Here is a 6,533-nt window from a genome sequence, read left to right on the forward strand (position 1 = left end):
CTACAAGGGCGAGGATCTGATCGGCGCGCCCTATGAAAAACTGCGGTCGCTCAGGGGCGACAGGATCGCCTACATCTTTCAGGATCCGCTGGCCACGCTGCACCCGCTCTATACTGTTGGCGACCAGTTGATCGAGGCGGTTCGGGCACATCACCCGTTTGATCGGCACAAGGCGCGCGCACACGCCATCAACCTGTTGAAATCAGTGCGTATCCCGAATGCGGAACAGCGTGTCGACAGCTACCCGCACGAAATGTCGGGCGGCATGCGGCAGCGCGTGGGGATTGCCATGGCGCTGGCCAACGAGCCCGAGGTCATCATCGCAGATGAACCGACCACGGCACTGGATGTGACCGTGCAGGCGCAAATCCTGTCGTTGCTGGATGACCTGCGGCGGGAACGCGGGTTGGCCATTATCTTCATCACCCATGACTTCGGCGTGGTCGCCCAGCTGTGCGACCGGGTCGCGGTGATGTACGCGGGCCGGATCGTCGAGGAAGGCCCGACACAGACTATCCTGAACGCACCCGCCCACCCCTATACGGCGCGGCTGATGGCCTGTGTGCCCAAACTGGGCCAGGGACGCCGCGAACTGGCTGCCATTCCCGGCCTGCCCCCCGTGGTGGACAAACTGCCCGAGGGATGCGCCTTTGCAGAGCGTTGCCACAAGGCAAGCGACGCTTGTCGGCGGGGCAACATCGCGCTTGCGCCGCACACCTCCGACAGCCTTGTGCGTTGCATCACCCCGGAACTCCCCGCGCAGGAGGTACTCCAATGACCGCTGCTCTCAAGCTGACAAGCCTTGGCAAGGTCTTTCCTGTCGGCAAGCGCCTTTTCGGCCCACCAAAGGCGCTGGTGCGTGCCGTGCAACCCTTGTCCCTGACGGTAGAAGAAGGCGAAACCCTTGGCATTGTCGGAGAGTCGGGCTGCGGAAAATCCACGCTCGCGCGGATGCTCGTCGGTCTCCTGCCGCCCAGCTCCGGCACGATCGAGATCAATGGCGAACCACTGGACAACGCCGATCCGGCCTTGTTCGGGCGGAAGATCCAATATGTGTTCCAGGACCCGATCAGCAGCCTCAACCCGCGCAAGACGATCCGTCAGATCATGGAAGCGCCGTTGAAGCACCTTCACAACATGCCCGCGGCGGCCCGTGCGGACCGCATACGGGAGATCTTTGCCGCAGTGAACCTGCGCGAGGAATTTCTGGATCGCTATCCGCATGAGTTCTCGGGCGGGCAGGCGCAGCGGATCGGCATTGCCCGCGCACTGGCCGCGGATGCGCGGATCCTCATCCTCGACGAACCCGTTTCGGCGCTGGACGTGTCGGTGCAGGCGCAGGTTCTGAACCTGCTGGCCGATTTGAAGCAGCAATTCGGTCTGACCTATCTGTTCATCAGCCACGACCTTGCCGTGGTCGAGGCGGTCAGCGACCGGGTCGCGGTGCTCTATTTCGGCGCGGTGGTCGAGGTCGGCCCGGCGGACCAGGTCTTTGCGCATCCCAAGCATCCCTATACCAAGCTTCTGGCTGAAAGTGCGCCTGTGGTCGGACGCCCGTTGACCGCGCCGGAGGGGCGGGAAACCGAATTGCCAGACCCGCTGAACCCGCCAAAAGGCTGCGCCTTCCGGGCGCGGTGTGCCTTTGCCAGCGACTTATGCGAGCGCGAAGCGCCGCGTCTTGAAAAGCAGTCAGATGGTGTGTGGACAGCCTGCTACCACCCCCTCGCAGACTCAAAGTAGGTAACGAGGTTTTCGGGGTCGCGTGGCGATCCAAAGCGGTTGAGGGCGTCCAGATTGTCGTTTCCTTATGGAAACCCGGGTCTCTTGGGTTGAATGTCCACATTCCTTTCTTCTGAACAACGAGCGTTGATTTGCTCGTGCAGCAAAGACACAGCTGCGTGCGCACGCAGCACGAAATAGCAATAGCAATCATGGGCTCTCGCCCGGCTTTCGCCGCGCGCTACACGAATGGCTGCTGTCGGGAAACGGGCCAAACTTTGCAGAGTTGGCTTTTTGCGCATAACAGCCGCATTGGTCTGTCCATGCCGCACAAGCAGCAAAGGTCTGCTTGGTAGCGACTTTTAACTTGCCCAATAATCTGCACACGCAGCAGAGGGCAGCAAAGCCCCGCAAAGCTGAAGCCCGTCAATTGGTTTTGCGGGCGAAGCTTTCGAAGAATTTCTTGGGAAGTGAAACGCGTTTCAATTGCGGGCCGCTCTTGAACAGTCGGGAAATCGGGTTACTTGCAAAATCCATGCAAAGGGCACCCGATCGGGTGCCCTTCCAAGGTGTACAATTCGCACAAGACCCCTGTCAGAACCTGTACAATTCGGACAGTTCAGAGGCCCAGTTTGGCCGAGACCAGGTCGTTCACCGCCTTGGGGTTGGCCTTGCCGCCGGTGGCCTTCATCACCTGACCGACGAACCAGCCCGCCAGTTTCGGGTTCGATTTGGCCTTTTCGACCTGCGCCGGGTTGGCGGCGATGATCTCGTCCAGCGCGGCTTCGATGGCGCCGGTGTCGGTGACCTGTTTCATGCCACGTTTCTCAACGATTTCAACAGGATCGCCGCCTTCGGTATAGACGATTTCGAACAGGTCCTTGGCGATCTTGCCCGAGATTGCGTCCGACGAGATCAGGTCGATGATGCTGCCCAATTGCGCCGGGGAAACCGGGCTTTCGGTGATGTCGTGATCTTCCTTTTTCAGCCGTCCAAACAGCTCGTTGATCACCCAGTTCGCGGCCAGTTTTCCACTGCGACCCTTGGCAACTTCCTCGAAATACGCGGCCGATTCCACCTCGGCGGTCAGCACCGAAGCGTCATAGTCGGTAAGGCCGAAGTCATTGATGAAACGAGATTTTTTCTCGTCCGGCAGCTCTGGAAGACGGGCGGCGATGTCGTCCACCCAGGCTTGCTCGATCTCCAGCGGCAGCAGGTCGGGATCGGGGAAATAGCGATAGTCATGCGCCTCTTCCTTGGACCGCATCGACCGTGTTTCACCCTTGTCCGGATCGTAAAGCCGGGTTTCCTGATCGATGGTTCCACCGGCCTCGACGATGGCGATCTGACGGCGGGCTTCGACCTCAATCGCTTGCTGAATGAACCGCATCGAGTTCATGTTCTTGATTTCGCAGCGCGTGCCCAGATGCGAAAAATCCTGTGTTTCCTGATACTTCTCGTAGTCACCGGGACGGCAGATCGACACGTTCACGTCCGCCCGCAGGTTGCCGTTCTGCATGTTGCCGTCGCAGGTTCCCAGATAACGCATGATCTGGCGCAGCTTTGCGATATAGGCGGCGGCCTCTTCCGGTCCGCGAATATCGGGGCGGCTGACGATCTCCATCAGGCAGACACCGGTCCGGTTCAGGTCGACAAAGGACATGTGCGGGTCCATGTCATGGATCGACTTGCCGGCGTCCTGTTCCATGTGGATGCGTTCGATGCGAACCATGCGCGCGGTGCCGTCTCCCATCTCTACCAACACTTCGCCTTCGCCCACAATCGGTTGATAAAGCTGAGAAATCTGATATCCCTGCGGCAGGTCGGGATAGAAATAGTTCTTGCGGTCAAAGGCCGATTTCAGGTTGATATCCGCCTTCAGGCCCAGCCCGGTGCGCACAGCCTGTTCAACGCAATATTCGTTGATCACCGGCAGCATTCCCGGCATCGCTGCATCGACAAACGAGACGTTTGAATTCGGCTCGGCCCCGAATTGGGTCGATGCACCCGAGAACAGTTTGGCATTGGACGAAACCTGTGCGTGCACCTCCATCCCGATCACCAGTTCCCAGTCGTGCTTGGCACCGGCAATGATCTTGGGTTTGGGCATTTCATAGGTCAGGTCGAGCATGGCGCGCCTCATTTCCGCAGCAGTCTGAGCTTGCGTATTAGGCCCGGCAGGCGCGAGGGGCAAGGGGCAATGGAAACCCGTGTGTGTGTTCCCGGCCATGGGGGAAGCCGCAAAACCGGGGTTCAGAGCGCCAAGGGCGAGTTAGAACCAAGGATCGCGGGTTCCCGTAAGAACTTGCAGCGCGCTACTGCGCGTGAACTTGCGGGCCGGACGGGGTGAAAGTGATGTGCTGCCCGCCGCGTAACTCGTCCCGGAACATCGTTGCGATGACCTCCAGCGCCTGCCGATAGCCGCGAGCGGCGAACCTGCTGGGAGAGTTGATGCGCGCACTGTTGTTGAACCCGTCTGCGGCATGCGCCCAGATCAAAGGATGCAACTCGGTCAGATGCTCGCGGATCAGCCAGTTGGCAGCGTCGGCTATGCGAACCCGGGCAAGGTCGGCTTCTTCGTTAAGGCCAAGGCCATTCTGCAGGGTGATGGTGCAATAGGCAGCAAGCAGATTGATCATTTCCTGATCCGGGCGGCGCTGCGCGATATCGCGCAGTCCGTCGATAAAGAACTCGACATCCACACGGGCGCAGGCATTTTCATCCAGCGCAATGGCGTCGAACTGAACCCATGCATATCCGCCCGCGCCCCATTGGGCCTGTGTATAGGATGCAGCGCGGCGCGCTTCGAGTTCCAGTTCGTCATAGCTGCCGAACCATCGTGGCAACAGGTGGTTGCCCATCGCCCGCATGTGGCGGTGATTGGCGGGGTCCAGAGCAATCAGTGTTTCATATTGATCTGCAACCCTGATACCCGGTGATCTGCGGCCAGCCAGAAGCGCACAGCAGGCTGACATAACGCTGGGACTGTCGGGCGCAGCTTCGCGGCATTTGGTGAGCAACGCGTGTGCCCGATCGAAATGGGCGGCACAGCGTTCGCGATTGATCCGGGGGAGAGTTGTTTCCCATCCCGTGCCGCGCCATGCCCACGCAACATCGATATGAGCCTGCGCGACCACCAGACCGATCATCGGGTTATCGTCGTTTTCCTTTAGCACGACTTCCAGATCGTTTATACCGCCGACCAGCGAAGGATCGTCGGCGGCAACCCCTTCGGCCAGACCGTGTTCGACCGCAAGAATGACATCCGATCTGGCGCCATAGGCCAATAGCTCTGCAATCGGAGTGCAGCTGGGAGCCTTGGCACGCGCAGCGTCAGCGTCGGCAATCTCTGTCGCGAGTTGTGACCACAGCTCTTGTCGGGCAAGGTCGCGACCGCGATCAAGGTTCTCGCGCCCGATCAGATCGTCGGCGCTACGCGTGGCGACGGGAATGAAAAGGCGCTCCTCGGGCGCACTGGTGCGCTCATCAGGGAGCATCCAGAAGGCATTCTTGGAGGCGCAGTCAAATCGGCGCCAACCAGGCAGGAGAGAGGAAAATCTCTGAGCAATCTCAAACATTGATACGTCCATCAGGAAGCCACTCGTAAAACTCTGCATTGTGTGGCCTCGCATTGCGGCAGAAACATGGCCGGCAGCCGACCAAACACAGCAATGTTATTAAATCGGAAGGGCAATGGCGCGTTTGCAGTTTTTCAGAACACGCGGAAGTGGTGACGCTCGGTGCGGATACCCTTATTGAGGAGGGCCTCTTCGAACTCGCGGTGCGGGGGCATCGACTCGTCGGGCAGGCGAACACGTTTGCCGGAGACCAGACAGGCCGAAACACGGACCGAGAAATCCCAGCGAGTGTCAAAACGGAAATACTCTATCTCGCTCAGTGGCAAGCTGCCGCTGCGCCGACCGGTGAACCAACTCAATTCGGTGTCGTCAAGGCTCATGCCGGCCCGTGTATCCGCAATCACGTCCCAGAGTGTGGGCAGCGTAGGAAGCGCCAGCAGGGCCACCAACCACCATACGGCACTGAACAGGATGATCAGTGCGGTCAGTCCGCCATAGACAAGGATAAGGATCACGACCGCACGTTGGGTGCGGTTGTGGCGGATGAATTCGAACCTGTTTGCAATGGGATCGGTCAAGGGAGCTACCCCCCAAGGATACGCGACACCATTTCGCTCGTGTCGCGCGACAAGTTTGGAGTGGCGTAGACACGGTTCAATTCGGCCTTTATCTTGTTTTGCCTGTCGGTATCGTACCGTTTCCACGTCTGGAACGCAGTGCTCATGCGGGCGGTGGTTTGCGGATTGACGGGGTCAAGCCGGATCAGCCAGTCGGCCAGCAGGCTGTAGGACGCTCCGCTTTCATGATGGAACCCGGCGTGGTTCATTGCCAGAGCCCCCAAAAGAGCGCGGAATCGGTTCGGGTTTTTCCAATTGAAATCTGCATGTTCTGTGAGATTTTGTGCGATTTTCGGTGTTTGTTCCGGTGTGGCCAGCGACACCTGCAAACCGAACCATTTGTCGATCACCAGCCGGTCGTCCTTCCACTGATCATAAAAGGCGGCCAGTTCGGCCTCTCCCTTTCCGGATTTCAAAAGATGCGTCAGCGACGTCAGCTGCAGGGTCATGTTGTCTGCGTTAGCGTATGCCTTGGCCGCCAGAGCGCCGCCATCGAGACGGGAAATCAGGGACAGAGCGGCACTCCCCAAAGCGCGTTTTCCAGACTGTTCTGCATCGGGGCGATAGGGAGCATCGATTTGCGACTGGCTGTGAATGCGCGGCAGCAGGTCCTGCAGAT

The 6,533-nt window shown here is 59.4% G+C and carries 6 protein-coding genes; 2 read left to right on the plus strand and 4 right to left on the minus strand.

Going from position 1 to position 6,533, the window contains the following annotated elements; all coding sequences use genetic code 11:
- On the plus strand, positions 1–778 hold a 778-nt coding region (locus tag AC2FLX_RS21700), incomplete at its 5' end, for an ABC transporter ATP-binding protein (RefSeq protein ID WP_496875552.1).
- Positions 775–1,740 carry an ABC transporter ATP-binding protein gene (locus tag AC2FLX_RS21705; RefSeq protein WP_496807999.1) on the plus strand — a complete coding sequence of 322 codons (966 nt, stop codon included), beginning with the start codon at positions 775–777 and terminating at the stop codon, positions 1,738–1,740. The genes AC2FLX_RS21700 and AC2FLX_RS21705, both read left to right, overlap by 4 nt.
- Positions 1,741–2,338: 598 nt before the next feature.
- Here AC2FLX_RS21705 and gatB read toward each other — a convergent pair.
- The 4 genes from gatB to AC2FLX_RS21725 form a co-directional block, all read right to left on the minus strand.
- Positions 2,339–3,850, minus strand: coding sequence for an Asp-tRNA(Asn)/Glu-tRNA(Gln) amidotransferase subunit GatB (gatB, locus tag AC2FLX_RS21710; protein WP_496746395.1), 1,512 nt, complete (start codon positions 3,848–3,850; stop codon positions 2,339–2,341).
- A gap of 184 nt (positions 3,851–4,034) precedes the next feature.
- Positions 4,035–5,216, minus strand: a complete 1,182-nt coding sequence (locus tag AC2FLX_RS21715; RefSeq protein WP_480749241.1) for a hypothetical protein — start codon at positions 5,214–5,216, stop codon at positions 4,035–4,037.
- 215 nt (positions 5,217–5,431) lie between these two features.
- Positions 5,432–5,875, minus strand: coding sequence for a hypothetical protein (locus AC2FLX_RS21720; protein ID WP_496810352.1), 444 nt, complete (start codon positions 5,873–5,875; stop codon positions 5,432–5,434).
- Between the two features lie 5 nt (positions 5,876–5,880).
- Positions 5,881–6,533 (minus strand): aminopeptidase N C-terminal domain-containing protein (locus tag AC2FLX_RS21725; protein ID WP_496875553.1); only part of this gene is annotated, 653 nt, incomplete at its 5' end.

The sequence above is a fragment of the Ruegeria sp. YKSF57 genome (assembly GCF_059612585.1).